19 protein-coding genes and 10 tRNA genes are annotated in these 22,926 nt (G+C 45.3%); 27 read left to right on the top strand and 2 right to left on the bottom strand.

The features are described from left to right. The first annotated feature begins 7 nt into the window (after positions 1 to 7). From truD to rpoS, 5 genes are all read left to right on the top strand, one after another. Positions 8 to 1,054, top strand: coding sequence for a tRNA pseudouridine(13) synthase TruD (truD, locus tag OCV52_RS13215; protein ID WP_137408052.1), 1,047 nt, complete (start codon positions 8 to 10; stop codon positions 1,052 to 1,054). A gap of 77 nt (positions 1,055 to 1,131) precedes the next feature. After that, positions 1,132 to 1,875, top strand: a complete 744-nt coding sequence (gene surE, locus OCV52_RS13210) for a 5'/3'-nucleotidase SurE (RefSeq protein ID WP_137408053.1) — start codon at positions 1,132 to 1,134, stop codon at positions 1,873 to 1,875. After that, complete coding sequence (locus OCV52_RS13205; RefSeq protein ID WP_105025545.1) at positions 1,876 to 2,502, top strand: protein-L-isoaspartate(D-aspartate) O-methyltransferase; 627 nt, start codon at positions 1,876 to 1,878, stop codon at positions 2,500 to 2,502. Positions 2,503 to 2,536: 34 nt separating this feature from the next. Continuing rightward, the gene (gene nlpD / locus OCV52_RS13200) at positions 2,537 to 3,451 is read left to right on the top strand and encodes a murein hydrolase activator NlpD (RefSeq protein ID WP_102424622.1); all 915 of its coding nucleotides are present in this window, start codon (positions 2,537 to 2,539) and stop codon (positions 3,449 to 3,451) included. Between the two features lie 98 nt (positions 3,452 to 3,549). Next, complete coding sequence (gene rpoS, locus OCV52_RS13195; protein ID WP_150897807.1) at positions 3,550 to 4,530, top strand: RNA polymerase sigma factor RpoS; 981 nt, start codon at positions 3,550 to 3,552, stop codon at positions 4,528 to 4,530. Between the two features lie 86 nt (positions 4,531 to 4,616). Here rpoS and mutS read toward each other — a convergent pair whose 3' ends face one another. Next, positions 4,617 to 7,178, bottom strand: a complete 2,562-nt coding sequence (gene mutS, locus OCV52_RS13190; RefSeq protein WP_137408055.1) for a DNA mismatch repair protein MutS — start codon at positions 7,176 to 7,178, stop codon at positions 4,617 to 4,619. A 124-nt stretch (positions 7,179 to 7,302) separates the two neighbouring features. Here mutS and pncC point away from each other — a divergent pair, with 124 nt between their 5' ends. Continuing rightward, entirely contained in the window at positions 7,303 to 7,797 is a 495-nt protein-coding gene (pncC, locus tag OCV52_RS13185; protein ID WP_137408056.1) for a nicotinamide-nucleotide amidase, read from the top strand. A 141-nt stretch (positions 7,798 to 7,938) separates the two neighbouring features. After that, positions 7,939 to 8,979, top strand: coding sequence for a recombinase RecA (gene recA, locus OCV52_RS13180; protein ID WP_004739060.1), 1,041 nt, complete (start codon positions 7,939 to 7,941; stop codon positions 8,977 to 8,979). Between the two features lie 165 nt (positions 8,980 to 9,144). Here the strand turns inward: recA and OCV52_RS13175 are convergent, their stop codons facing one another. Further along, positions 9,145 to 10,023 carry a winged helix-turn-helix domain-containing protein gene (locus OCV52_RS13175; protein WP_233090232.1) on the bottom strand — a complete coding sequence of 293 codons (879 nt, stop codon included), beginning with the start codon at positions 10,021 to 10,023 and terminating at the stop codon, positions 9,145 to 9,147. Positions 10,024 to 10,262: 239 nt separating this feature from the next. Between OCV52_RS13175 and OCV52_RS13170 the strand changes: the two genes are divergently transcribed. The 20 genes from OCV52_RS13170 (at position 10,263) to OCV52_RS13075 (ending at position 22,920) form a co-directional block, all read left to right on the top strand. Beyond that, positions 10,263 to 10,541, top strand: coding sequence for a hypothetical protein (locus OCV52_RS13170; protein ID WP_137408058.1), 279 nt, complete (start codon positions 10,263 to 10,265; stop codon positions 10,539 to 10,541). A gap of 164 nt (positions 10,542 to 10,705) precedes the next feature. Next, positions 10,706 to 11,212 (top strand): thiol peroxidase, encoded by a 507-nt coding sequence (tpx, locus tag OCV52_RS13165; protein WP_137408059.1) that lies wholly within the window; start codon positions 10,706 to 10,708, stop codon positions 11,210 to 11,212. A gap of 182 nt (positions 11,213 to 11,394) precedes the next feature. After that, positions 11,395 to 11,883 carry a hypothetical protein gene (locus OCV52_RS13160; RefSeq protein ID WP_137408060.1) on the top strand — a complete coding sequence of 163 codons (489 nt, stop codon included), beginning with the start codon at positions 11,395 to 11,397 and terminating at the stop codon, positions 11,881 to 11,883. A gap of 252 nt (positions 11,884 to 12,135) precedes the next feature. Continuing rightward, positions 12,136 to 14,718: an alanine--tRNA ligase gene (alaS, locus tag OCV52_RS13155; protein ID WP_137408061.1), complete on the top strand. Its 2,583-nt coding sequence runs from the start codon at positions 12,136 to 12,138 to the stop codon at positions 14,716 to 14,718. Between the two features lie 220 nt (positions 14,719 to 14,938). After that, the gene (locus tag OCV52_RS13150; protein WP_008221085.1) at positions 14,939 to 16,120 is read left to right on the top strand and encodes an aspartate kinase; all 1,182 of its coding nucleotides are present in this window, start codon (positions 14,939 to 14,941) and stop codon (positions 16,118 to 16,120) included. Between the two features lie 92 nt (positions 16,121 to 16,212). After that, complete coding sequence (gene csrA, locus OCV52_RS13145; protein ID WP_004415691.1) at positions 16,213 to 16,410, top strand: carbon storage regulator CsrA; 198 nt, start codon at positions 16,213 to 16,215, stop codon at positions 16,408 to 16,410. A gap of 476 nt (positions 16,411 to 16,886) precedes the next feature. Beyond that, positions 16,887 to 16,979, top strand: a tRNA-Ser gene (locus tag OCV52_RS13140). Between the two features lie 43 nt (positions 16,980 to 17,022). Then, a tRNA-Arg gene (locus OCV52_RS13135) sits at positions 17,023 to 17,099 on the top strand. A gap of 44 nt (positions 17,100 to 17,143) precedes the next feature. Next, positions 17,144 to 17,236, top strand: a tRNA-Ser gene (locus tag OCV52_RS13130). A gap of 89 nt (positions 17,237 to 17,325) precedes the next feature. Beyond that, positions 17,326 to 17,402, top strand: a tRNA-Arg gene (locus tag OCV52_RS13125). Positions 17,403 to 17,456: 54 nt separating this feature from the next. Then, a tRNA-Arg gene (locus tag OCV52_RS13120) sits at positions 17,457 to 17,533 on the top strand. Positions 17,534 to 17,612: 79 nt separating this feature from the next. After that, positions 17,613 to 17,689 (top strand) — tRNA-Arg (locus OCV52_RS13115). Positions 17,690 to 17,742: 53 nt separating this feature from the next. Beyond that, positions 17,743 to 17,819, top strand: a tRNA-Arg gene (locus tag OCV52_RS13110). 58 nt (positions 17,820 to 17,877) lie between these two features. Further along, a tRNA-Arg gene (locus OCV52_RS13105) sits at positions 17,878 to 17,954 on the top strand. A 57-nt stretch (positions 17,955 to 18,011) separates the two neighbouring features. Continuing rightward, positions 18,012 to 18,088 (top strand) — tRNA-Arg (locus OCV52_RS13100). Between the two features lie 57 nt (positions 18,089 to 18,145). Beyond that, positions 18,146 to 18,222: transfer RNA gene (locus OCV52_RS13095), tRNA-Arg, on the top strand. 374 nt (positions 18,223 to 18,596) lie between these two features. Continuing rightward, positions 18,597 to 18,854 (top strand): oxaloacetate decarboxylase subunit gamma, encoded by a 258-nt coding sequence (locus OCV52_RS13090; protein WP_137408062.1) that lies wholly within the window; start codon positions 18,597 to 18,599, stop codon positions 18,852 to 18,854. Positions 18,855 to 18,885: 31 nt separating this feature from the next. Next, positions 18,886 to 20,673, top strand: coding sequence for a sodium-extruding oxaloacetate decarboxylase subunit alpha (gene oadA / locus OCV52_RS13085; RefSeq protein WP_061032459.1), 1,788 nt, complete (start codon positions 18,886 to 18,888; stop codon positions 20,671 to 20,673). A 9-nt stretch (positions 20,674 to 20,682) separates the two neighbouring features. After that, entirely contained in the window at positions 20,683 to 21,813 is a 1,131-nt protein-coding gene (locus tag OCV52_RS13080; RefSeq protein WP_004741882.1) for a sodium ion-translocating decarboxylase subunit beta, read from the top strand. 153 nt (positions 21,814 to 21,966) lie between these two features. Then, positions 21,967 to 22,920: an NADP-dependent oxidoreductase gene (locus OCV52_RS13075; protein ID WP_137408063.1), complete on the top strand. Its 954-nt coding sequence runs from the start codon at positions 21,967 to 21,969 to the stop codon at positions 22,918 to 22,920. Positions 22,921 to 22,926 lie beyond the last annotated feature (6 nt).

Genomic DNA, 22,926 nt, shown 5'->3' with positions numbered 1-22,926 from the left:
GAACAGCATGTCAGATATTTTATCTTCATTGGCTTATCTAAACGGTAAACCAACTGCGAAAGCAAAACTAAAAGCAAAAGCCGAACACTTTGTCGTTAATGAAGACTTGGGTTTTGAATTTACTGGCGAAGGCGAGCATCTAATGGTTCGCATCCGTAAAACGGGTGAGAACACGAGCTTCGTAGCGAATGAGCTGGCTAAAGCTTGCGGTGTTAAGTCGAAAGACGTGAGCTGGGCGGGTTTGAAAGACCGTCACGCTGTGACAGAGCAGTGGTTGAGCGTCCACCTACCGAAAGGTGAGCCTGACTTTTCAGCGTTCTTAGCACAATACCCAAGCATTGAAATCCTAGCGACAGCAAGACACAACAAAAAGTTACGTCCAGGTGATTTAGTTGGCAACCAATTTGAGTTGACCTTGTCTGAAGTAACGGATTGCGATGATGTGGTCAAGCGTTTGGAAAAAGTCGCTCAAGTGGGCGTGCCAAACTACTTTGGTGCTCAGCGTTTTGGTAACGAAGGTAACAACCTGTCGGAAGCTCGTCGTTGGGGCCGTGATAACGTTCGTACTCGTAATCAGAACAAACGTAGCTTGTACCTTTCTGCGGCTCGCTCGTGGATTTACAACCTAATCCTTTCTTACCGTATTGAGCAGGATGTATTTGCCTCGGCATTGGTTGGCGATATTGTGGTTAAAGACGGTGCACAGCTAACGGTAACGGCTGAAAACCTTGAATCTGTAAAGCAAGATATCGCGAATGGTACTGCATTGGTGACTGTAGCGTTGGCCGGTGATAACGCTTTGCCAACAACAGATGAGTCTCAAGTCTTAGAGCAGAAACACCTTGATGCTGAACCGGATTTGATGGCTCTGATTCGTGGTAACCGTATGCGTCACGACCGCCGTGAAGCGTCGCTGAAACCTACTGATCTAACGTGGGAAGTAAGTGAAGATAATGTCACTCTGAAGTTCTCTCTTGATGCAGGCTGCTTTGCGACGGCTATCGTTCGTGAATTGGTTGAAGAAGTACACGTAGAGAGAAGCTACGAGCAGTAATGATTCTGCTTGGCACTAAGTGACTTAATATTGGAATTTAAGTCACTTGGCATTGGAATATGAAGAAAGGATACAGAATGAAGATTTTACTCAGCAACGATGATGGTGTGCATGCTCAAGGTATTCATGAGCTAGCAGATGAATTACGTGATCTTGCTGAAGTTATCATAGTGGCACCTGACCGTAATCGTTCAGGCGCTTCAAATTCATTAACTTTAGAACAGCCTTTACGCGTTCAAGAGATCGCAGAAAGCACCTATTCAGTACAAGGGACACCAACCGATTGTGTGCATTTCGCATTAAATGAACTGCTAAAGGATGATATGCCTGATCTGGTATTAACGGGCATTAACCACGGCGCGAACCTGGGTGATGACGTGTTGTACTCAGGTACAGTCGCAGCCGCAATGGAAGGGCACTTCTTAGGCGTTCAATCGGTGGCGTTTTCTCTGGTTGGTAAAAAACATTTTAAGACAGCGGCAGCGATTGCTCGTCGTATTGTCGAACAACATTTAGCAAAACCAATCCCAACCAACCGCTTGTTAAACGTCAATGTGCCGGATCTCGCTTTAGAACAGCTATCAGGGACTCAGGTCACTCGCCTTGGCGCACGTCATCATGCTGAAGATATGATTAAGCAAAAAGACCCGCGTGGTCATGATATCTATTGGCTTGGTCCTCCGGGTAAAGAGCAAGATGCAGGAGAAGGGACTGATTTCTATGCGATTGAGCATGGTTATGTATCGGTAACGCCATTGCAGGTTGATCTGACGGCGCACGAATCTTTGGGCGCTATGACAACATGGTTAGGGGAGAAGTAAGTGAGTAACCCACAAGCAGAACGCTTAATTACTTTTCTGATTGAAAATGGCATCCGAGACCAAAAAGTACTGGATGCGATTTACCAACTGCCAAGAGAGAGTTTTTTGTCTCAGGCTATGTATCATCAGGCTTATGACAATAATGCGCTGCCTATTGGGCAAGGGCAGACCATCTCACAGCCGTATATTGTTGCTAAAATGACAGAATTACTTGAGCTGCAACAAGATAGCCGAGTTTTGGAAATCGGAACCGGTTCTGGCTACCAAACTGCTGTTTTAGCTCAACTTGTTGATCATGTTTATTCGGTTGAAAGAATAAAGTCGCTACAATGGGACGCTAAGCGTCGGCTAAAACAGCTCGATTTTTATAATATTTCAACTAAGCACGGTGATGGTTGGCAAGGGTGGTCTTCTAAAGGGCCTTTTGATGCGATCATCGTAACCGCTGCTGCAGAGTCAATTCCTCAAGCGCTTTTGCAACAGCTTAAAGATGGTGGTCGTCTATTGATTCCGGTTGGTGATGACGAGCAACAGTTATTGAAGATTGTGCGTCATGGTGATGAGTTTTTGTCGAGTGTCATCGAGATGGTGCGATTTGTACCTCTGGTGCCTGGTGAGCTAGCTTAATAAAAGACTGATGGTGTAGGTGGATAGAGAGTCGATGCGTTCGAAGTTGTTAAAAGGAAGTTCCTTGCTGCTTAGCTGTGCCCTTGTCGGGTGTGCAGCGAATTCGCCTGCGCCAGTTTCAAGCCTAAGTAAAAACTACTCATCGGTTGATCGCGGTAGCTACCGTGGCAGTTACTACGAAGTGAAAAAAGGCGATACGCTTTATTTCATCGCGTATGTCACCAATAAAGATGTACAAGACCTGATTAGCTATAACAAACTTGCAGCTCCTTATACCATCCACCCAGGGCAGAAGCTTAAGTTGTGGCGTCCTAGCTATAACGCGCCAGCCTATGGTAAATCAACGGTTGTAGCCGCAGCAGTCGCTGCTCCTGTTGCCGCGTCCACAACATCATCGACGGCAAGTAAACCTAAAGCAACCCCGCAGCAGAGCAAAAACTCTAAACCTGCGCCAGCTCAAACTACAGCCAAAGTGGCGAAAAAAGATCCACCAAAGAAGGTTGAACAATCCAAATCAAAGGAGTATGTTGGGTCTAAAGGTAAACAGAATGTTACACCGTCCACCAAACCAACAAGTGATAAAGTATCCAAATGGTTATGGCCAACAAAGGGGAGAGTAATTAAGAATTTCTCTGTAGGCGAACAAGGAAATAAAGGCATAGACATAGCAGGACAGCGAGGTCAGCCAATAGTATCTACTGCAGGGGGAACGGTTGTTTATTCGGGTAATGCATTACGAGGCTACGGCAATCTAGTGATTGTGAAGCACAATGATAATTACTTAAGTGCATACGCGCATAACGACCGACTATTAGTATCTGAAGGGCAAAGTGTGAAACCAGGGCAGAAGATTGCAACAATGGGAAGCTCTGGAGCCAGCAGTGTTAGGCTGCACTTTGAGATTCGTTACCAAGGTAAATCCGTCAATCCAAAACGATATTTACCTTAAATACAATACCAACTAATCACGTATTGTATTGAGTGACATAGTCATTTAGCGACATATGAAGTTGTAATGTCATGCTAATTTCGCCAGGGGGAGGCGTTATGAGTATAAGCAATGCAGTAATCAAAGAAGAGTTCGATCTTGACCAAGTAACCACGGAATCGGAAACACTTGAACAAGAGAAGCGAACAGCCACTAAGAAAGCCGAAGTTAAAGAAGAAACAGAATTTACTTCCAAGAGTTTAGATGCGACGCAACTGTATCTGGGCGAAATCGGTTTCTCACCACTACTAACCGCTGAAGAAGAGGTGCTTTACGCACGTCGAGCTCTACGCGGTGATGAAGCAGCACGCAAACGCATGATCGAGAGTAACCTGCGTTTGGTAGTGAAAATTTCCCGTCGTTATAGCAACCGTGGCTTGGCACTTCTCGATCTAATCGAAGAAGGCAACCTAGGTTTGATTCGCGCCGTCGAGAAATTTGACCCAGAGCGTGGCTTCCGTTTTTCTACTTACGCGACATGGTGGATTCGTCAGACCATAGAGCGTGCCCTGATGAATCAGACTCGCACTATCCGTTTGCCTATTCATGTTGTGAAAGAGCTGAACATCTACCTACGTACTGCAAGAGAACTATCACAAAAGCTTGACCACGAACCAACAGCTGAAGAGATCGCTTCTAAGCTCGATAAGCCGGTTGGTGATGTGAGTAAGATGCTTCGTTTAAACGAAAGAGTGAGTTCTGTAGATACGCCAATTGGTGGTGATGGTGAGAAAGCACTGTTGGATATTATTCCAGACATCAACAATTCTGACCCTGAGGTTTCAACTCAAGACAGTGATATCAAGAACTCACTGATCTTCTGGCTTGATGAACTGAATCCTAAGCAGAAAGAGGTGCTTGCACGTCGATTTGGACTACTAGGTTATGAACCGTCAACGCTAGAAGAAGTTGGCCGTGAAATCAGCCTGACTCGTGAGCGAGTTCGTCAAATCCAAGTTGAAGGTCTGCGTCGTCTACGTGAGATCCTAATCAAGCAAGGTCTGAACATGGAAAACCTGTTCAACGTTGAAAACGACTAAACGATATCCACTGTATGGAATCAAAAAAACGCTGACTTAATGTCAGCGTTTTTGTTTTTATCGGGGTTAAAGGTATTTGCCTTTGATTAGAGCAGTTTCTTCAAGCGGTACAACTCTTCCAGAGCTTGGCGTGGCGTCAGATCATCAGGATCCACGTTCGCTAATGCTTGCTCTACTTCGCTTGGTTCCGGGATAAGGCTCAGTTGGTTCGCAATATCAACGCCGCTCGGCTTCGATGTAGGAGACTCAATGCTCAACGCTTCAAGTTGTGTCAGTTTCGCACGAGCGTTCTTGATCACGGCTTTTGGTACGCCAGCTAACCCAGCAACCGCTAGGCCGTAAGACTTACTTGCTGCACCTTCTTGAACTGCGTGCATGAAGGCGATGCTGTCACCGTGCTCTACTGCGTCTAAGTGAACGTTGGCCAGTGTTGGAATCTGGTTTGGTAGTTCGGTTAGCTCAAAGTAGTGCGTCGCAAACAGTGTCATCGCATTGATTTGATTCGCTAGCCATTCTGCACTTGCCCAAGCCAGAGATAGACCATCGTAAGTACTGGTACCACGACCGATTTCATCCATCAGCACCAAGCTGTTTGGTGTTGCGTTATGCAGGATGTTGGCAGTCTCTGTCATCTCAACCATGAAGGTTGAGCGACCAGACGCTAGATCATCCGATGCACCAATTCGAGTAAAGATACGGTCGATAGAGCCAATGGTTGCGCTTTCAGCTGGCACATAACAACCGATATGCGCCATTAGCGCGATAAGTGCTGTTTGACGCATGTAAGTCGATTTACCACCCATGTTTGGACCTGTGATGATCAGCATCTTACGCTTATCGTTAAGGTCAATTGGGTTAGCAATGAATGGTTCGTCCATCACTTGCTCAACCACTGGGTGACGGCCTGCTTGGATTTGGACGCCAGCGGATTCCGTCATAGTCGGGCGGCAGTAATCGAGAGTGTCTGCACGTTCGGCTAAGTTCTGTAAGACATCAAGCTGAGACACAGAAGAGGCGATGTTTTGTAGTCGCTCTAAATGTGGCAGTAGCAAATCAAACAGCTCTTCCCATAACTGCTTCTCGATAGCCAGAGCTTTCGACTTAGAGTTTAGAACTTTGTCTTCGTGCTCTTTTAGCTCAGGAATGATGTAGCGCTCAGCGTTCTTTAGTGTTTGACGACGTACATAGTGTGGCGGAACAAGGTGGCTTTGCCCGCGGCTTACCTGAATAAAGAAACCGTGTACGTTGTTGTAACCCACTTTTAGTGTGTCGATACCATGACGTTCACGCTCTTCTTGTTCGAGTTGGTCAAGGAATTCGGTTGCACCAGCGGCTAGGTTACGCCACTCGTCTAGTTCAGCATTGTAGCCTTCTTCGATTACACCGCCATCGCGGATAACCACGGGTGGGTTCTCTTTGATGGCGCGCTCTAATAGCTCTGAGACCTCATCTAAAGGAGAAGCATACTGAGCTAACTGAGTGAGGTATGGGTGCTTAAGCTGGGTTAGCGTTTCTACAAGTTCTGGTAGGTATTCCATCGCTTGACGAAGTCGCGCCATATCACGAGGGCGAGCCGAGCGAAGTGCCAATCGAGCCAAAATACGCTCAATGTCACCGATCTGTTTCAGGGTTGGCTGCAGCTCAGTAAATAGAGCCAAATCTTTCATTTCACCAATCGCGTCTAGGCGCTGATCGAGTGCCGAGATATTACGCATTGGTTGATGTAACCAACGCTTAAGCATACGACTACCCATTGCGGTTGCAGTGTGGTCCAGCACTTCAGCAAGGGTGTTATCGGTACCACCACCAAGATTTTGTGTGATCTCTAGGTTGCGGCGAGTTGCAGCATCAAGGATCACCGAGTGATCTTGCTTGTCCATGGTCAGTGAACGGATATGTGGAAGTGCTGTCCGTTGGGTATCTTTCACATACTGAATAAGACAGCCGGCTGCACACAAGCCAAGCTTCGCGCCTTCAACGCCAAAACCAACAAGGTCACGAGTACCAAACTGTTGGTTCAACTGCTGCTTAGCGGTATCTAGTTCAAATTCCCATACTGGACGACGACGATTGCCAGTGCGGCTTGCCATTAATTCAACGGGTTCGAAATCTTCAGGGAACAACAACTCACGCGGAGAGGTTCTCTGCAGTTCTGCTGCCATTGCTTCTTCGGTTTCTGGTTCACACAGTTGGAATCGGCCAGAGGTAATGTCTAGCGTCGCGTAACCAAACTTGCCATTGTGGTGGTAGATAGCGGCAATCAAATTGTCGACGCGTTCAGAAAGCAGTGCTTCGTCAGTTACGGTACCCGGTGTCACGATACGCACAACCGCACGCTCTACAGGGCCTTTTGAAAGTGCTGGATTACCAATCTGTTCACAAATTGCTACGGATTCACCGAGTTGCACTAACTTTGCTAGGTACCCCTCAACGGCATGGTATGGGACACCGGCCATTGGGATTGGCTCACCATTTGAAGAGCCGCGTTTAGTCAGTGAAATATCGAGGAGTTGAGACGCTTTTTTTGCGTCATCGTAGAAAAGCTCGTAGAAATCGCCCATGCGGTAGAACAGCAGAATTTCTGGGTTTTCTGCCTTCAGTTTTAGGTACTGCTGCATCATGGGAGTATGTTTTTGATCGGCTTTCACAGTTAACTTCTTTCGTTTATTTCTATTGCGGCTTAGGATACGTGAAAGCGTTTCGTGCGAAAAGCGGCTGAAGCGAAAAGATGCGCATCCAAATGTTCTAATGGTAAATAAAGGGAAGCTGACAATGCAGATGACTCAAGATCTTAGTGAAAAACTCGGACTGTTGCTTGCAGAGCACAATCAGGTGTTGGTCACCGCCGAATCTTGTACTGGTGGCGGTGTAGCAAGTGCGGTAACGGATATCGCGGGCAGTTCTGCTTGGTTTGATCGCGCTTTTGTCACGTATAGCAATGAAGCCAAACAAGAGATGATTGGCGTACAGTTAGAAACCTTAGTGGAATTTGGTGCGGTCAGTGAACCTGTCGTCATCGAAATGGCTAAAGGAGCGCTAGAGCATTCGAACGGAACCATCGCGGTGTCAATTAGTGGTATTGCAGGCCCTGGCGGCGGTACAAAAGAGAAGCTCGTAGGAACGGTATGCTTTGCTTGGAAAGCGCTAAGTGGTTTGAATAAAGTGGAAACGCATGTATTTGATGGTGACAGATCACAAGTACGCCAACAAGCCACCCACCATGCTCTGCAAGTTATTTATGATTACCTATCAATGGAAGACAAGTAACATTTGTACAAATTATTTTCATACAGGTATAGACACTGTATGAATCAACAGTATAATAAAAGCCAATTAGTCATCCCTATGTGGGTTAGAAATAGATTCTAAATCGCTTGTTTCACGACAACCGATTACCTGGAGATAGTAATGGACGAGAATAAACAAAAAGCGTTAGCCGCAGCCCTTGGTCAGATTGAAAAACAATTTGGTAAAGGCTCTATCATGCGTCTTGGTGACAACCGTACAATGGATGTAGAAACGATTTCTACTGGTTCTCTATCTCTAGATATCGCACTAGGTGCTGGTGGTCTACCGATGGGTCGTATCGTTGAAATCTACGGTCCAGAATCTTCAGGTAAAACAACGCTAACACTTGAGCTGATCGCTGCAGCACAAAAAGTAGGTAAAACCTGTGCTTTCGTTGATGCTGAGCACGCACTAGACCCTATTTACGCTCAAAAGCTTGGTGTTGATATCGATGCACTTCTTGTTTCTCAACCGGATACTGGTGAACAAGCTCTAGAAATTTGTGATGCTCTAGCGCGTTCTGGTGCTATCGACGTATTGGTTGTCGATTCAGTAGCAGCACTAACACCAAAAGCTGAAATCGAAGGCGAAATGGGTGACAGCCACATGGGTCTTCAAGCTCGTATGCTTTCTCAGGCAATGCGTAAGCTGACTGGTAACCTTAAGCAGTCTAACTGTATGTGTATCTTCATTAACCAAATCCGTATGAAGATTGGTGTAATGTTTGGTAACCCAGAAACAACAACGGGTGGTAACGCACTTAAGTTCTACGCATCGGTTCGTCTTGATATTCGTCGTACTGGTTCTATCAAAGAAGGTGACGAGATCGTTGGTAACGAAACGCGCATTAAGGTTGTTAAGAACAAGATTGCTGCACCGTTTAAACAAGCTGAAACTCAAATCTTATACGGCCAGGGTTTTAACCGCGAAGGTGAGCTGATTGACCTAGGTGTTAAGAACAAGTTAGTTGATAAAGCTGGCGCTTGGTACAGCTACAAAGGCGATAAGATCGGTCAAGGTAAATCGAACTCTTGTAAGTTCCTACGTGAAAACCCAGAGATCGCTCTAGAGCTAGATACTAAACTTCGTGAACTACTACTGACTCCTGCTGTTCTTGACGAGAAAGAAGTAGAAAAAGAAGAAGAGAACGAAGAGTTTTAATCTAAATCGTTGCTCTTAGCTAAGAACTTTAAGCCTCGCATTGTATGCGGGGCTTTTTTATTAGTGGACACATTGTGGCTACATTTCCTCAGTTCTCATCGGCGCTTTTGCACGTTACTACCCCACCTGAAACTAAGCTGTACAACTTTCCAAGGGCTGGAACTATTATTGCTGTGGCTTACCTTTGCAGTAAAAGGAATCCAGTAAAGGAGTAATAATGGATGGGTAAATATTGAGGCCATCTAGTTTCTGTTTGAAGATATTTTGACTCTTTCGATTGTTGGTAAAAACAAAAGCATACATTGAAATGATGTTGTCTCGGAAAGCTGAATTAGTGATGCGAATGTAGATACTTTTTACATTGCACTGCGATAGCTCGAGGTGATCGATGTATGAGGTCATTTCGGGTGCAGTGATTGTATTTGATTGGTCATGAACATAAAGCGTGGCACTACCAAAGGAATAGGACTGGTAGTTGTCTTTATCTAAAAATGGCGCTTGCTCTTTGTTGTAATGAATATCGTAGTAGGCGACCAATATGATGCCAAGCCACAGGGCACATAAATTTAACGTAAATTGACGAGGAAACTTGGTTTTCGTTTTCTGAGTACTGACTGGTTGCTGTAAATCTGGGCTTATTTTTTCTTCATCAATGCTAGTGCCTGCATCCGCCAATTCAAGTTGCACTTCAGCATCAACGAAAGGCTTAATTTCTTCAACCTTCAGAGCTTGTTGCTTTGGTGAAATCACCAATAAGTAACCTTGCTTACTGATTGTTTTGAGTTCTAGCTCGTTAGTGTCTAATTTTTTGAATACTTTTCGAATATAACTAATGGTGTTGGTTAGGGACTGATCGGTAACCAACACACCTTGCCAACACTCTTCAAACAACTCCTCTCGCGAAACGCATCTATCTTGGTGCTTTAACAAGTACAACAGAACCTTGAACGGTAGAGGGCGCATGCTGACCGTGATATCCGCTGGATGGTGAGTCAGCGTCCTTATCTCAATATCAATAGTGACGGAATCGGTGATATTACGCATTTGATTCATGGGCTTAGTAATTTTAATGAAGTTCATTTTGGCGGGCGGTACTTTAAGCATAGGAGGGCTGTCTGTAACTGTAAAATCTCATTGGTTATATAAAGATTACATTTAGCTATGTGGTTATGTTTTTGTTTGGCAATGGTTTGTGGTGAGAACGAGGGCTGGTTGCTAACGTAATGCCGCCTCGAGTTTGGGTGATAGCTTGACTTCTAATCGTTGTTTTAAAGGTAATTAGGATGCCAGAAATTAAACAGAAAAACTCTCAATCGGTGAATCAGCTGTTGCAAGAGTATAAGTACGTCACTTCCATAGAGTCCTTTCAACTGGATGTTGTTCAGTCTCTTACTAAGATTTTTGCCGATAAAGAGAAGAGCCTTGAGCGCTGCGACAAGGTGACCTTACTCAAGGTTGCTCAGCAGCATATTGATCAAGAAATTGATTTCTCTCTTTCTGTTGGTTTCGACGATGCGGTTCCTATCCTCAATCAAATACGAAAAGTAATCGAAGCTGCCTAAGCGTTGAATTTGCGCCCGAGCGTTAATAAACGTTTTTACTGATTTCGCAGGTGCAAATTACGAATGACATATAGATAAGAGATGTTCGATTTGAATGTCTTTAGATAATAGCAACACAGTCAGCTACAACAGCCATTTTTAGAATTACATTGAAAGGAATAAACATGAACACAGTGACATTTATGGGCGATAAAATCGCACTAGCAGGTGACTTCCCACAAAAAGGTGAAGTACTTACTACACCAGCAATGACATCGGTATCGTTAGCACCACTAACGATTTCAGAAAAACAAGCTGATTTTAAACTGATCTACTTGTTCCCAAGCGTTGATACACCAGTATGTTCAAGCAGTACTAAGGTGATCTCTGAACTAGCAGAGCTAAAATCTGAGTCAGTAGATGTATATACGGTTTCAACCGATCTACCATTTGCGCTTGCTCGCTACCAAGAGAGCGAAGGTGTGAAAGGCATTGAGCAGCTATCGGTATTCAAAAATCCAGAGCTATTAAAAGCATTCGGTACTCAGTTTGAAGAGCATGCACTATCTGGCTTGTCAGCTCGTGCAGTTATTCTACTAGATGCGAACAACGTCGTTTTGCATAGCGAATTGGTTTCGGAAGTAACTGAAGAACCAAACTACAACGCTATTGTGGAAGCTCTAAAAGCTTAATCATAGTGGGAGCCTTGGTGAATTTTGGGCACCGAGGCTTCACTGTTAATTAGGCGAAACTTTATGGATTACAAGATTTTGCTGAACCTTAGTTGGTTTCGGTCTACGCTTATAATTCAGATGCTTGCCGTGAATGACAGGCAAGTAAGTAAAGAATAGAATCAGATACAAGGTGTCACGCATTGATAAAATCTAAGCCTGCAATTTTTGTCCTGATTACAGCGCTAGGTGTATTTATTCTGGCAATCGTATTACTCATTCAACCGATCTCTTTAAGAGGGAGTCAATGGGCGTGTAACCTTAAACATGTGGGTTTTGTTACGTCATCGTATGCGCAGTACTCTGAGTTGAATGAATTTATGCTGTACTCATTTAGTTCTGACGAAGATTTTTTTGTCAGCGATAGGATTCAAACCGTGAATCAGCAGGGGGCAGTCGAAACGGCAGAGGTAGTGTTTGTCGGAAAATATACATTGCAAGATAATCATTTAGATATGGTATTTAATGAAGTGAACTTCAGGCATAAACACCCGAATGACATGATCAATCGTAATCAGGCGCTGTATAAGGGTTTTACGATTCAATATGATATTGAATTGGAAGATGATTTTCTTTATCTGTTCTCTGCCAATAATAGTGAAGAGTTCAATCATATCTGCACTAAGCGCTAGCCTTCCATAGTCAGTAATACCCAGTGCGTTCTCTTACTTATCAGAGTTGATTGAAGCCTCCCCCATAAACATTCATCACACCGGTTTTCTTCATATCTACTTGGTACAACCTAGTGGAATATTCTTCATTTTCGCTAATTCCAACTAAAATCCTACCCAAGGGCGTCTTTTCTACAAGAAAACTAGTCGAAGCCTTAACCATGATCTACAATACGGCAAAATTCTAACTCGACTATTTTCAGGAAGAGCTGCATGTACATGAGCACTGATGAGGTTCGCAACGCGTTCCTTAAGTTCTTTGAGAGCAAAGGACACCAAATCGTAGACAGTTCATCGTTAGTTCCACATAACGATCCAACCCTGCTATTCACTAACGCAGGTATGAACCAATTCAAAGATTGTTTCTTAGGCGCCGAGAAGCGTGCCTACACTCGAGCGACTACGGCTCAACGTTGTGTACGTGCTGGCGGTAAACACAATGACCTTGAAAACGTAGGTTTCACGGCTCGTCACCACACATTCTTTGAAATGCTTGGTAACTTCAGCTTTGGTGACTACTTCAAAGAAGACGCGATTGCGTTTGCTTGGGAATTCCTAACAGAAACTCTACAACTGCCAAAAGATCGTCTATTGGTAACGGTATACGAGACAGATGACGAAGCATTCGATATCTGGAACAAGAAAGTAGGTGTACCTGCTGACCGTATCGTTCGCATTGGCGACAAAGAAGGCGGTAAACAGTTCGAGTCTGACAACTTCTGGACAATGGGTGACACAGGTCCTTGTGGTCCATGTACTGAGATTTTCTACGATCACGGTGAACACATTTGGGGCGGCCGTCCAGGCACTCCTGAAGAAGATGGTGACCGTTTCATCGAGATCTGGAACAACGTATTCATGCAGTTCAACCGTCACGCAGACGGCACAATGGAACCGCTACCTAAGCCTGCTGTTGATACAGGTATGGGTATTGAGCGTATCTCTGCAATCATGCAAGGCGTACACTCAAACTACGAAATCGATGTATTCCAAAAGCTAATCAAAGCAACGGCTGAAACGATCGGTTACGAAGACCTATCAAACCAGTCGCTACGCGTTATCGCTGACCACATCCGTTCTTGTTCATTCCTGATCGCTGATGGCGTTATGCCTTCAAACGAAGGTCGTGGTTACGTTCTACGTCGTATTATCCGTCGTGCAGTTCGTCACGGTAACAAGCTAGGTGCACAAGGCGTATTCTTCCACAAACTTGTGGGTGTACTAGCTGAAGTGATGGGTTCTGCAGCAGACGAGCTGAAGAAGCAACAAGAGCTTGTTGAAAAAGTACTTCGTATCGAAGAAGAGAACTTTGGTCGCACACTAGAGCGCGGCATGGTTATCCTGAACGAAGCACTAGACGCTCTTGAAGGCAAAGAGCTAGACGGTGAAACAGTATTCAAACTTTACGATACCTACGGCTTCCCAGCTGATTTAACTAACGACGTAGCTCGTGAGCGTGACTTCACCATTGATGAAGAAGGCTTCGAGAAGGCGATGGAAGTTCAGCGTCAGCGTGCACGTGAAGCAGGCCAATTCGGTACTGACTACAACGCGACGATTAAAGTGGAAACTAACACTGAGTTCTGTGGCTACACAGGTACAGAAGGTGCTGGTGAGATCTCTGCACTGTTCGTTGAAGGCGAAGAGGTTGCTTCTCTGTCTGCGGGCGATAAAGCAATCATCATCCTTGAGGAAACCCCATTCTACGCGGAATCAGGCGGTCAATGTGGTGATACCGGTACGCTAAAAACTGCGTCTGGTCTTTTCAAAGTTGAAGACACTCAAAAGCTAGGTAACGCATTTGCACACCACGGTGAGCTAGTTGAAGGTGTGTTCGCGAAAGGCGATAAAGTAGAAGCAACAGTAGACGCTGAGCGTCGTGCTGCTATCTCACTAAACCACTCTGCAACTCACTTACTTCACGCTGCACTGCGCGAAGTGCTTGGTGAGCACGTTGCTCAGAAAGGTTCTTTGGTTAAGCCAGACAACCTACGTTTTGATTTCTCTAACCTTGAAGCGGTAACACCGGCACAGATTAAAGAAGTAGAGCGTTTGGTTAACGCACAAGTTCGTAAGAACCATGCAATTGAAACCAACATCATGGACATCGAGTCAGCGAAAGAAAAAGGTGCAATGGCACTGTTTGGCGAGAAGTACGATGATGAAGTTCGCGTTCTGTCTATGGGCGATTTCTCTACTGAGCTTTGTGGTGGTATTCACGCTTCAAACACAGGTGATATTGGTCTATTCAAGATCACTTCTGAAGGTGGTATCGCAGCGGGTATTCGTCGTATCGAAGCGGTAACGGGTGAAGCTGCACTAGATGCAGTAGAAGCTCAAGCTAACGCTTACGAAGAGAAACTGGCTGAGTCAGCTAAGAAAGCGAAATCTCTAGAGAAAGAAATCCAACTACTTAAAGAAAAGATGGCTGCAGCAGAAAGTGCAAACATCATGGGCAAAGTAGAAGAGATCTCTGGTACTAAGGTACTGGTTGCTGCTATTGAAGGTGCAGACAACAAGAACCTACGTACTATGGTTGATAATGCTAAAAACCAAGTGGGTAGCGGCATCATCCTGATCGCTAACGTAGCAGACGGTAAAGTTGGCTTGATTGCTGGTGTAACTAAAGACCTTATCGGCAAAGTAAAAGCTGGTGATCTCGTTAAGATGGTTGCTGAGCAAGTTGGCGGTAAAGGTGGCGGTCGTCCAGATATGGCTCAAGCGGGCGGTACTGACGTTGAAGCACTACCTGAAGCGCTTAAATCTGTACGTACTTGGCTAGAAGAGCGTCTTTAAGCTTAAGTAATTGATACAAAGATGCCCAATCAGTTGATTGGGCATCTTTTATTTTGCCTATTGGAAGAGTGTCTAAACCAGGTTTGATTGAGATTAACCAAGAAGTCTAATGTCAATGTTAGACTTCTTGGTTAATTTTTTATTGCTTCGCCATGACGCGGAGCGTGTGTTTTTTTGTCATATATAGACATTGGTCTTGGGAAGGTGAGGACGGGTGAAAATGCCTCTTATCGTGCAGAAGTTTGGCGGAACGTCAGTGGGTTCAATAGAACGAATCCAACATGTAGCAGAGAAAATCATTGAAGCGAAAAATGAAGGCAATCAGGTTGTGGTTGTGGTCTCTGCTATGTCAGGAGAAACGAATCGGTTGGTTAACTTAGCCACTCAAATCGATAGCGTACCAAATGCTAGAGAATTGGATGTGTTGTTAACTGCAGGAGAACAAGTTTCCATGGCACTGTTGGCGATGACGCTGCACAAGTTAGGTTATGAAGCGACATCGATGACGGGCTATCAAGCTGGGATTCACACCGATTCTAATCATAACAATGCGACGATCGAGCGTATTGATACTACTCCTATTCAAACCTTGTTAGACGACAATCAGATTGTGATTGTGGCTGGCTTTCAAGGTATGAACGCTAAAGGCGACATTACGACATTAGGCCGTGGTGGTTCCGATACCACAGCGGTTGCGTTAGCTGGCGCCCTTCAAGCTAAAGAGTGCCAGATCTATACTGATGTCGATGGCGTTTACTCGTGTGATCCTCGCGTTGTTAAACATTCGAAGAAGTTAGATACCTTAGACTTTCCATCGATGGAAGAGATGGCTCGTCGTGGTGCTAAGGTATTGCACCTTCCGTGCGTGCAGTACGCGTGGCAACACAATGTGCCATTGCGAGTGCTTTCAAGCTTTGAAGAAGGCGAGGGTACATTGATTGCTGGCGACCAGTGTTTGAATGATATTTCTGGCCTCGCTATACAAAGAGATATGGTGCGTATCGAGTGTTTGAATGAGGACCTAGATTCTTTCTTATCGCATTGCCAACTGTTAGGAATTGAAGTCTGTAGTGTGATCGAGGGAACAGAACGGGCAGCACTCATTATTAAACAAGACATAAGTGCCAAATTAAAACTAGTTTTTGATGAGAAAATCCGTAATAGTGAACAGGTTAGTTTGTTAACTGTGGTAGGAAGCCGAACACAAGAAATTGTGGTCAGTTCACATGGATTGTTGTCTGAAGGCGAAATTGATGTACAGCATCACTTATTGCAGCAGCAGTCTTTAACTTTGGTGATATCACCAACGCAAGTCGATACGGCTGCTAACATATTACATAATGCATACATCGTAGCGCGTGAAAAGCAGGGTTATCCCCAAAAAGAAGTGCATTTTGGTTAAATAAACTCAATCGATAGTTTACGAAAATATAACTTTTGTTGGATAATGCTCTCGTAGCTAGATAAATTTAGAGATTACTCAAGGAGCAAAGAATGCTAATTTTGACTCGCCGCGTTGGCGAAACACTGATGATTGGTGATGAAGTAACAGTTACTGTACTAGGTGTTAAAGGTAACCAAGTACGTATTGGTGTTAACGCACCTAAAGAAGTATCTGTTCACCGTGAAGAGATCTACATGCGCATTCAAGCTGAAAAAGGTAATGGTAACGTTGCATCTGGCAACTACTAATACTTTGCGTAGAGAAGAGGCTAGCATTACTGCTAGCCTTTTTTGATCTTGAGGAATGATAATTTGACGTCGAAACATTGGTTCATCGGATAACGTATTTGTTTTGATTTTGCAGAATGAATACTTCACCAAGTTAGGTGCTATTGGTAATTGCTGGGTGTGATAGCGGACGGTGAAATTTCTTTGCCACACTTCAAGATTTATTGGCTTCCCCTATAGCGCAAATACGCATCCCGTAGTATTGTTCATCCAGCGGTAGCACTTGCTGCTGGAGAAATCAGATAATTGTTTTTAGCGGTTTATTATTGCCAATCTTTCGCCTTAATTTTTAAGGGAAAAAGCGCGCTTTTGATGTTATAAGTTCAAATTGCAAGCGCTTTGATTAAATAGCAAACGGTTGAGTGTTTTTGTCCAATTTTTTTCAATAAAGTGTTTGACATATTTTCGGTAAAACGTAATATGTGCCTCCGCAAGACGGTGAGGTGGCCGAGAGGCCGAAGGCGCTCCCCTGCTAAGGGAGTATGTGGTTTGTAGCTGCATCGAGGGTTCGAATCCCTCCCTCACCGCCATTTCTTGCGAGTCTAAAGTTAGCAACTTAGACAATGTAAATGTGCGTCCTTAGCTCAGCTGGATAGAGTACCTGGCTACGAACCAGGCGGTCGGAGGTTCGAATCCTCCAGGACGCGCCATTCTCTCTTCTCTTACTTGTAAGTGATGTGAGAATAATGAATTAGGTGAGGTGGCCGAGTGGCCGAAGGCGCTCCCCTGCTAAGGGAGTATGTGGTTTGTAGCTGCATCGAGGGTTCGAATCCCTCCCTCACCGCCATTCATTACAGGCCGATGGCCTTTTTTTTTCTTCGTAGCAAGAAGAATGTGATATATTTCACAACTTCATTCTTAATGAATGAACATCGTGCGTCCTTAGCTCAGCTGGATAGAGTACCTGGCTACGAACCAGGCGGTCGGAGGTTCGAATCCTCCAGGACGCACCATTATTTTAAGGGTCTGTTGATCCTCGTATTGACTAAGTTGATACTAAAACCTGTGCGCTCTTAGCTCAGCTGGATAGAGTACCTGGCTACGAACCAGGCGGTCGGAGGTTCGAATCCTCCAGAGCGCGCCACTATTTAGGGTTTGCTTCTAATAAGAATGTGAATACCGATATTGATAAATCGTTCGTCGAGAATTAATATCAAAACCGTGCGTCCTTAGCTCAGCTGGATAGAGTACCTGGCTACGAACCAGGCGGTCGGAGGTTCGAATCCTCCAGGACGCGCCACTATTTAAGGCTCTATTGATCCTTGTATTGACTAAGTTGATACTAAAACCCGTGCGCTCTTAGCTCAGCTGGATAGAGTACCTGGCTACGAACCAGGCGGTCGGAGGTTCGAATCCTCCAGAGCGCGCCACTATTTAGGGTTTCCGTTGTGAACTCCTGATATTGCGAATACCAATATCGAAAACTGCGCGTCCTTAGCTCAGCTGGATAGAGTACCTGGCTACGAACCAGGCGGTCGGAGGTTCGAATCCTCCAGGACGCGCCACTCTTTAGGGTTTCCTTGCGAACTCCTGATATTGGGAATACTGATATCGAAAACCGTGCGTCCTTAGCTCAGCTGGATAGAGTACCTGGCTACGAACCAGGCGGTCGGAGGTTCGAATCCTCCAGGACGCGCCACTCTTTAGGGTTTCCTTGTGAACCCCTGATATTGGGAATACTGATATCGAAAACCGTGCGCTCTTAGCTCAGCTGGATAGAGTACCTGGCTACGAACCAGGCGGTCGGAGGTTCGAATCCTCCAGAGCGCGCCACATTATAAAAAAAGCCTCGTTTTTACGAGGCTTTTTTTATGTCTGATACGTAAATGTTGATTAAATGTTAAAATAACTTAACATTTAACTTGTTGTATTTTAAGTGGTTATCGAATACTTCCTTGTTATTCCACCTTTCTCATATCATTTCTTAAAAAAGCTCTATTTAAGTCACAGTTTAATTCTCCGAAAATTACATATTTGACAGATTTATGTGATCTGACAGGCGAATAATTAACCTAATGTGTGCGTTATCCGTAACAGAACCTTAAACAAAATTGACAAAGTTTTACCAATCGAGATAATCCAAGGGTCGGGATCACTATTCGCTGAAATCCTGTACATATGTCAGGATGACGAAGAAAGGAAGCAACATGACTAATATTGGAAGCCTGCTAGGAGATGCGGCGACTCTGATGATAACGGGGATGTCCGTTGTCTTTATTTTCCTAACTATTCTAGTTTACCTCGTTCGGTTGATGTCAAAACTGGTACCAGAAGAAGTACCAGAGCCGATCGCAGCACCTAAAAAAATTCAAAAATCACAATCAAACCCTTCAGCTGTTAGTCCACCGGTAGTGGCAGCAATTTCGGCCGCGGTTCATCAATACCGTGCGTCGACTGTTAAGTAGCATTTAAAGGATTAAAAAGGAGTTTATGAGCATGTCTAAACCACTAGCTATCACAGACGTGGTACTTCGTGACGCCCATCAGTCACTATTTGCTACTCGTATGCGTATCGAAGATATGCTGCCAATAGCGGCAGAACTAGATAAGGTCGGTTACTGGTCACTTGAGACTTGGGGCGGCGCGACGTTTGATTCGTGTATTCGTTTTCTTGGAGAGGATCCATGGGAGCGTCTACGTGAACTAAAGAAAGCGATGCCAAACACACCAATGCAGATGCTACTGCGTGGTCAAAATCTGTTGGGTTACCGCCACTACGCGGATGACGTAGTCGAAAAATTTGTTGAACGTGCCCATAAGAACGGCATGGACGTATTCCGTATTTTTGATGCGATGAATGATGTACGTAACTTTGAAAAAGCTGTGAAAGCAACAATTGATGTTGGTGGTCACGCTCAAGGTACTTTGTCTTACACAACCAGCCCTGTCCACAACTCAGATACTTGGGTTGATTTGGCTAAGCGTCTAGAAGACCTAGGTTGTCATTCATTATGTATCAAAGATATGTCAGGTTTATTAAAGCCTTACGAAGCTGAAGAATTAATTACACGTATCAAAGCGTCGTGTGACGTTCCTCTAGCACTGCATAGCCACGCGACAACGGGTCTTTCTACAGCAACAGCAGTTAAAGCCGTTGAAGCGGGTATCGATATTCTAGATACCGCTATCTCTTCAATGAGCTGTACTTACGGTCACACACCAACAGAAACGGTTGTGGCGATGTTAGAAGGTACTGAGCGTGATACTAACCTTAAGCTGGATCAGATTGAGCCAATCGCTTCTTACTTCCGTGATGTTCGTAAAAAGTACGCGAAATGGGAAGGCCAACTAAAAGGTGTTGATTCTCGTATCTTGATTGCTCAGGTTCCTGGCGGCATGTTGACTAACATGGAAGGCCAGTTAAAAGAGCAAGGTGCTGCAGATCGTATGGATGAGGTGCTTGAAGAGATCCCACGCGTACGTAAAGAGCTTGGCTACATTCCTTTGGTAACGCCAACTTCTCAAATCGTTGGTACTCAAGCGGTTATTAACGTACTAACGGGCGAGCGCTACAAGAGCATCACTAAAGAAACAGCGGGTCTATTGAAAGGCGAATACGGTCAAGCTCCAGCTGAAGTGGATGCAGAACTGCAAGCTAAAGTATTGGATGGTGCGGAAGCGATCACTTGTCGCCCTGCAGATCTGCTGAAGTCTGAAATGGATGAGCTAACGACTGATTTGCTAGAAAAAGCAAAAGCAGAAGGTATCTCTCTAGCGGAAGACACGGTAGATGACGTACTGACTTACGCACTGTTCCCACAAGTGGGTCTTAAGTTCCTTAAGAACCGTCGTAATCCTGAAGCATTTGAACCAGCGCCAACGGCAGAAGCTGCGGCTCCTGCGGCAGCAGCGGCACCAGCTTCCGTATCTGGTGGTATCGAGAGCTACAGCGTGAAAGTGGATGGTCAGGTTTATGATGTAGAAGTTGGCCCACAAGGTGAGCTGACGTCAGTAGCACCATCAGCAAAACCAGCTCAAGCGGTACAAGCTGCACCGGTAGCGGCCTCTGACGCGGAAGCGGTACCAGCTCCATTAGCGGGTAACATCTTTAAAGTTAACGTTCAGGCGGGCGCTGAAGTCGCTGAAGGCGACGTTCTGCTTATTCTTGAAGCGATGAAGATGGAAACGGAAGTTCGTGCTGCTCGTGGTGGTATCGTTCAAGAACTGAATGTTAAAGAAGGCGATGCAGTTACTGTAGGCGCTCCACTACTAAGCCTAGCGTAAGGGAGTACCATGGAAGGATTGATGACCTTATGGTCTGAAACAGGGATTGCTAACTTCGAGTTCGGCCAGATCTGTATGATGCTGGTCGGTTGCTTGCTGTTGTTTTTGGCGATCCGCAAAGGATTTGAACCTTTACTGTTGTTGCCGATTGGTTTTGGTGCTGTATTAGCCAATATTCCAAATGCTGGATTTACTGATCCAGGTGGTTTGCTTTACTACGTTTACTACATTGGTATTGAAACGGGTATTTTCCCGCTGCTGATCTTTATGGGCGTGGGCGCGATGACGGACTTCGGTGCGTTGATTGCTAACCCTAAAACCTTGTGGTTAGGTGCGGCTGCTCAGTTCGGTATTTTCGCAACACTGTTTGGTGCGATCTTGCTGAACTACATTCCAGGCATGGAATTTACCATGGCAGATGCTTCTTCTATCGCAATCATCGGTGGTGCAGATGGCCCAACGGCTATCTTCTTAGCGAGTAAGCTCTCTCCAGATCTGCTCGGTGCGATTGCTGTAGCGGCATACAGCTACATGGCTTTAGTTCCTATCATTCAGCCGCCAATCATGAAGGCGTTAACGTCTCCAGAAGAGCGCAAAATTAAGATGGCTCAGCTTCGTCACGTAAGCAAAGGTGAGAAGATCCTTTTCCCACTTGCAGTGTTACTGATGACGATCTTGTTCCTACCTTCAGCAACACCACTGGTTGGTATGTTCTGTTTAGGTAACTTAATGCGTGAAGCGGGTGTGGTTGACCGTCTATCGAAGACCGCACAAAACGAACTGATCAACGTTGTAACTATCTTCCTTGGCTTGGGTGTAGGTTCTAAGCTTCAAGCAGATACCTTCTTGAACTTAGAAACGTTAGGTATTCTAGGCTTAGGTGCGGTAGCGTTCAGTATCGGTACTGCGGGTGGTGTGTTGATGGCGAAGCTATTAAACCGTTTCTCGAAAGAGGATATCAACCCACTGATAGGTGCTGCTGGTGTATCAGCGGTTCCAATGGCGGCTCGTGTTGTGAACAAGGTTGGTCTTGAGGCGAACCCTCAGAACTTCTTGTTGATGCATGCAATGGGGCCGAACGTAGCAGGTGTACTAGGTAGTGCGGTTGCGGCCGGTATTCTATTAGCGCTAGTCGGCTAATGGATAGCTAGGTCATGTATCGTTACGTTAATTGGTCGTCAATTTACGAAAGAGCGGTTAACTTAGCCTTATTAAATGGTTTATAGTCGAAGGGATGCTTGTGCATCCCTTTCTTTTATTCGTTAGGTTTTAACTAATTAGGGACGTGTTTAAATGGAAAATAGACAGATAGCGATTACCGAGTTTGGTGGGGTGGAAAACCTTGTACTTCAAACCAGTGCAATACCAGAGCCTAAAGCGGGCGAAGTAGTGGTTAAGGTCTCTTTTTCCGGCGTCAATCCGATAGATGTTAAAACTCGTGCAGGGCTAGGTTGGGCGGCTGCACAAAACAAAGATAACCTACCTTGGGTACCAGGCTACGATATCGCGGGGCAAGTGGTTACGTTAGGCGAACAGGCTGAACGTTTTACTGTTGGTGATAATGTAGCGGGCTTTATCGGCTTCCCATTGCAAGGCGGTGGCTACAGCCAATATGTGTGTGTACCTGAAACTGCGCTGAGCATCATTCCTAACTCTGTAACGTTAGAAGCGGCAGCAGCTCTCCCTCTAGCTAGCCAAACGGCGGCACAAGCGCTCAATAAAGCGGAAGTGAAAGAGGGCGATCGCGTACTCATTTTAGCGGGTGCGGGTGGTGTTGGTCACATTGCCGTTCAAATCGCCGTTGCAGCCAAAGCTGAGGTTTACACCACTTGTAGTGAAGCAAACCTTGATTACCTAGCAACGCTAGGTGCCCATGCTATCAACTATAAATTTGCTCCGGCGTCTGAACGTGTGGCGGATGTTGACGTGCTGATTGATTTGGTGGGGGGCGATACTGCGCTTGACGCGTTGAAGTGCCTGAAGGATGGCGCGAGAGTAGTTGCCGTGCCGACCCTATCGGCAGAGTTAATCTGTGAGAAAGCAAAACTTTTAGGTTTCACTGCATCAGGGATGTTGGTGGAACCTAACCCAGAGCAAATGGATACCATGCTTTATATGGTGAGTGTTGGATTGCTAAAAACAGAAATTCAAGGTATCTACCCGCTGGAAGAGGCACAGTCGGCTCATCTGCAGGTAGAAACCGGACACACCAGAGGCAAGGTACTGCTAAAGATGCAAGAAGGTTAATATGCA

The sequence above is a fragment of the Vibrio chagasii genome (assembly GCF_024347355.1).
Taxonomy (GTDB): domain Bacteria; phylum Pseudomonadota; class Gammaproteobacteria; order Enterobacterales; family Vibrionaceae; genus Vibrio; species Vibrio chagasii.
Note: the sequence above shows the minus strand (reverse complement) of the source record. Positions and strands in the feature narration are given on the sequence as shown.

Bases quoted from the DNA above. Each gene is read 5' to 3' on its own strand.
- truD (WP_137408052.1), top strand. From the start codon at position 8: ATGTCAGATATTTTATCTTCATTGGCTTATCTAAACGGTAAACCAACT.
- surE (WP_137408053.1), top strand. From the start codon at position 1,132: ATGAAGATTTTACTCAGCAACGATGATGGTGTGCATGCTCAAGGTATT.
- nlpD (WP_102424622.1), top strand. From the start codon at position 2,537: ATGCGTTCGAAGTTGTTAAAAGGAAGTTCCTTGCTGCTTAGCTGTGCC.
- rpoS (WP_150897807.1), top strand. From the start codon at position 3,550: ATGAGTATAAGCAATGCAGTAATCAAAGAAGAGTTCGATCTTGACCAA.
- pncC (WP_137408056.1), top strand. From the start codon at position 7,303: ATGCAGATGACTCAAGATCTTAGTGAAAAACTCGGACTGTTGCTTGCA.
- recA (WP_004739060.1), top strand. From the start codon at position 7,939: ATGGACGAGAATAAACAAAAAGCGTTAGCCGCAGCCCTTGGTCAGATT.
- OCV52_RS13175 (WP_233090232.1), bottom strand. From the start codon at position 10,023: ATGCGTAATATCACCGATTCCGTCACTATTGATATTGAGATAAGGACG.
- OCV52_RS13170 (WP_137408058.1), top strand. From the start codon at position 10,263: ATGCCAGAAATTAAACAGAAAAACTCTCAATCGGTGAATCAGCTGTTG.
- tpx (WP_137408059.1), top strand. From the start codon at position 10,706: ATGAACACAGTGACATTTATGGGCGATAAAATCGCACTAGCAGGTGAC.
- alaS (WP_137408061.1), top strand. From the start codon at position 12,136: ATGTACATGAGCACTGATGAGGTTCGCAACGCGTTCCTTAAGTTCTTT.
- OCV52_RS13150 (WP_008221085.1), top strand. From the start codon at position 14,939: ATGCCTCTTATCGTGCAGAAGTTTGGCGGAACGTCAGTGGGTTCAATA.
- csrA (WP_004415691.1), top strand. From the start codon at position 16,213: ATGCTAATTTTGACTCGCCGCGTTGGCGAAACACTGATGATTGGTGAT.
- OCV52_RS13090 (WP_137408062.1), top strand. From the start codon at position 18,597: ATGACTAATATTGGAAGCCTGCTAGGAGATGCGGCGACTCTGATGATA.
- oadA (WP_061032459.1), top strand. From the start codon at position 18,886: ATGTCTAAACCACTAGCTATCACAGACGTGGTACTTCGTGACGCCCAT.
- OCV52_RS13080 (WP_004741882.1), top strand. From the start codon at position 20,683: ATGGAAGGATTGATGACCTTATGGTCTGAAACAGGGATTGCTAACTTC.
- OCV52_RS13075 (WP_137408063.1), top strand. From the start codon at position 21,967: ATGGAAAATAGACAGATAGCGATTACCGAGTTTGGTGGGGTGGAAAAC.